Source organism: Vibrio kagoshimensis, from assembly GCF_050337535.1.
Taxonomy (GTDB): Bacteria; Pseudomonadota; Gammaproteobacteria; order Enterobacterales; family Vibrionaceae; genus Vibrio; species Vibrio gallaecicus.
On the sequence record NZ_JAKJSZ010000048.1, the window covers coordinates 1 to 3,426 of the forward strand.

Here is a 3,426-nt window from a genome sequence, read left to right on the forward strand (position 1 = left end):
ACTCAACCCCAGATGCTCATAAAATCCATTGGATTCATTTTCAACCCAAGTGTAAAGCCAGTATTTATTACCCAACTGATTTTCGACTTCATTCAAGAGCTTTCGACCTAACCCTTTCCCTTTGAAAGTGTTGTCGACATATAGTTTTTCGACTTCAAAGCCATTACTGGACGTTTGATAATGCGATTCAAGATTAACCATTAAATAGCCTTGAATAACTTCCTGTTCTTCACTTACAAATACACGATATTTAATCGTATCTAATATTTCTAAGAAGTAGGTTGCAGTGAAAGTAGACAAGACATACTCAGCGTATTCAGTTTTGATACCTTCTCTAGCATATGTGTCTAGCCAGACTTTAATGGACAATGCCGCTAATTTTACGCAATCGTCTTTTGTCGCTTCCCTAACCATTTCCCCTCCAAATACATAACGCCCAATTAAGGTGTGAGGCGTGCAATACCGATGCCACCGCATACTACCTTAATCACTAAAACCAACGCATAGTAAAAATGCCACGCGTGCCGAATCACTCTTTAATTGTTTGTTAGTTTGCCAGCACGATGCAGCCAAAGTTTAGTGCCAAGGTGCTGAATTGGTTACAAAACTACTGGCTTTGAACACTAATGTAAAATTGAAAACTACGGAACTTAAACCCAACCAACAAAACGAACTTGGCTAAGAAGCGACATGCGATAAACAACCACAGTTTGAAGCGTTTTAGCTGACAAAGGATTCATTCGACAAACCTGATAGCCAAGTGCGACAAAGCCACTATTTTACGGATTAACCACCAAGAAAAAGAAGCCGCGCGATTCGCACTAAGTGACCAAAGTTACTAACGCGGAGAAATGAATAACGTTGAACTCAAAGAGCCGAAAAACGCCCTACGCGCGATGAGATTTGGTTGCACAATTTTCGAAAAGCGTACAGGTGTAAAGCATAGAAACCAGACTAGGCTCTTTGACCAAAACGCTTTTCTACTTTTGCAAACTAACGCCCAATTAAGTAGCTGACAACGCTACCAATACACTCAAATTTACCACCTAAATCACTGAAGCCAAACCAAGTTGAAAATGCAAAGCGTTGACAGTCTGCTTAAATTGTTTGTTATGTTCGTAACTTCACCGCTGTTCCGAAAGCCATAATCTCAGATGAGCCATCCATTATTGCACTCGTAGAGAACCGAATACCTACTACCGCGTCTGCACCTAAGTCAGTCGCTTCAGAAACTAGACGCTCAATAGCCGTGTCCCTAGCCTCTGAAAGCATTTCCGTATAGCCTTTTAGCTCCCCGCCAACGATGCTTTTGAAACCAGCCATAATGTCTCGACCAACATGCTTTGTTTGGACAACATTTCCAGTCACAACACCCAAAATATCCTCAATCTCACGATTTGGAACACTTTCTGTAGTAGTAAAAATCATAATTTTCCCTCAAGAACATAACGCCGCGTTAAGTAGTGAGCAACGCCAACACGAAACCTAACCATACCAACGTAAACACAAAACCCAACGATGGAATAAAAAATGCGATGCGTTGGGAATCTGTCTTAAACGCTTTGTTATGGCGCTGAACTCGACCTTAGTTCTCGTATGTCAATTAGATCGACTTCCCTACCCAAAATGCGCTTGTACTCGAGTAAGTGATGAACAGGGATTACTGACAATACGATGCCTTCATAGTGTTTTTCAACTGACGCCGAATAATCAATTTCAAGCTGATACCAAGAACTGTCTAAAGCCGATTGTATCTTTGTATTTTGAGATAAACCGATTTCAATTTTTTGATTTTGGTAAATCAACTGGAAATACTCTAAATCCCAACCGGATTCAGTATAACGAGTTAACGGTTTTGATATGAATTGAGATACGTGAGCCAAGAGCTTATTTGCATCAGAGTTGTGGATATAAAGGTCTATGTCCGCAATTTCACGGCTGCCACCATGAATAGTTGCAGCGAGTCCACCGACAATTTGGTACTTAATGCTCTCTGCATCCAAAAGTCCTTTTAGCCACTTCAAGGCTACTTTCACTTTCTCACTCATCGCGTTCCCTTAGCTGAATTTTTCCCTGCGCCATAACGCCCAATTAAGTAGCTGACAACGCTACCAATACACTCAAATTTAACACCAAAATCACTGAAGCTAAACCGAACTGAAAATGCCAAGCGTTGGCAGTCTGCTTAAATTGTTTGTTATGTGACATTTCTACGTTGTGACTCTTTTTGATATTTTGACTCTCTATGAAGCCAAATCCCCCAATATACGAAGAACATGAAAGCCGAGAAAACAAAATAATTAAGAAATTGTTCGCTTAAATATTGGAAAAGAGTTTCAGCCGGTGACGATGAATACTGAAAAAGTACATTGAATAGGATGTAGAACATAGTTATCAAAAAGCAGCTTTTGGAGATCCAAGTAAGAAAACCCTGCTCCCTTACTTTTTGCCAGTGTTCGAACATTTGATTTTTCATACAACACCTTATTTACCGATAATATAATTCTAAATTCTCATAACATTACGGATCTATCGACTTTTTCAACTGGTCACATAACGCCCAATTAAGTAGCTGACAACACTACCAATAGACTCAAATTTATCACCATAATCACTGCACCTAAACCGAGTTGAAAATGCCAAGCGTTGACAGTCTGCTTAAATTGCTTGTTATGTGTATTTATGAAGCGGAACATCAACTCCATGCTTGAGATAACCCAAAACACGAATAACTCCAAACACGAATAACTCCATTTTCTAGAGATATAGGAGTATTTGCCACTGAGCAAATATTGATAATTTTATACTGATAATCAATTATCTCAGGCTCCATAAGAGCTCCCTTTGAATAACTAATACGAGCATCGATATCAACAAATTCTATTGCTCGAAAATTACCCAAAATTTGGGCTAGTTCGGAAGTATAGTGTTGACTCGATTCAACCTCAGGCCAGGTTGAACCATCTATATATGTAACCCGATAACTGACTAGCTCTTCGAGATCATTTAATGCTGAAAATAATGCATTCCATTTAGTGTTATTCATAACACCAAATAAACCGAATTGATTAATTCACTCATTAACTTTTGAACTGGAAGTTAGACTCATAAATCTCCAATACACATAACGCCCAATTAAGTAGCAGACCAACGCAAACCTGAATTCGAAGCAACGCACCGATTACACCCAAACTGTTTGGAACTGAAAATGCCACGCGTTGGCTGTCTGCTTAAATTGCTGGTTATACATACATTGCACCATAGATTGCTAGTAAGCCGATTGGAAGGAGCAATATCCATTGTGGAAGTTTTACAAAAACCTTAGATCCAAAAAAATACAACCCAACCGCCACAAACACTGATGCATACAGAATATATAAAAAACCTAGCGACTGAATTAGGAAATAGAGTGAATCAATACCATAC

The 3,426-nt window shown here is 39.2% G+C and carries 4 protein-coding genes and 1 pseudogene; all 5 read right to left on the reverse strand.

From position 1 onward, the window contains the following. The coding region (locus L4C37_RS22170) for a GNAT family N-acetyltransferase (RefSeq protein ID WP_429770130.1) at positions 1-414 on the reverse strand (414 nt) is incomplete at its 3' end. 696 nt (positions 415-1,110) lie between these two features. Continuing rightward, positions 1,111-1,428, reverse strand: a complete 318-nt coding sequence (locus tag L4C37_RS22175; RefSeq protein WP_137375618.1) for a heavy metal-binding domain-containing protein — start codon at positions 1,426-1,428, stop codon at positions 1,111-1,113. Positions 1,429-1,565: 137 nt separating this feature from the next. Continuing rightward, entirely contained in the window at positions 1,566-2,048 is a 483-nt protein-coding gene (locus tag L4C37_RS22180) for a MazG-related protein (protein ID WP_429770132.1), read from the reverse strand. A 647-nt stretch (positions 2,049-2,695) separates the two neighbouring features. Further along, the gene (locus tag L4C37_RS22185) at positions 2,696-3,046 is read right to left on the reverse strand and encodes a DUF6678 family protein (RefSeq protein WP_429770134.1); all 351 of its coding nucleotides are present in this window, start codon (positions 3,044-3,046) and stop codon (positions 2,696-2,698) included. Between the two features lie 196 nt (positions 3,047-3,242). Then, positions 3,243-3,426, reverse strand: a pseudogene (locus L4C37_RS22190) (hypothetical protein); the annotation flags it as partial.